1 protein-coding gene is annotated in these 257 nt (G+C 61.5%); it reads left to right on the top strand.

What is annotated here, in order from left to right:
- A partial coding sequence (locus tag SB659_RS19945; protein ID WP_410551673.1) for an SDR family NAD(P)-dependent oxidoreductase occupies positions 1-257 on the top strand: 257 nt, incomplete at both ends.

Raw genomic sequence — 257 nt, 5'->3', positions numbered from 1 at the left:
CTGGCCGCCTGGCGGGAATGAGAGCGCTCATTACCGGTGGCGATTCCGGCATGGGACGCGCCGCCGCGATCGCATATGCGCGCGAAGGTGCCGACGTCGCAATCAACTATCTTCCCGACGAAGAGCCCGATGCGAAAGAAGTTATTGCCCTGATCGAGAAGGAAGGTCGAAAGGGTGTCGCTTTGCCGGGCGATCTCCGGGACGAGGCGTTTTGCAAGAAGCTTATCGAGGACGCAGTCCAGGCCCTCGGTGGTCTC

It is taken from the genome of Arthrobacter sp. SIMBA_036 (genome assembly GCF_046535135.1).
GTDB lineage: Bacteria > Actinomycetota > Actinomycetes > Actinomycetales > Micrococcaceae > Arthrobacter.
Note: the sequence above shows the minus strand (reverse complement) of the source record. Positions and strands in the feature narration are given on the sequence as shown.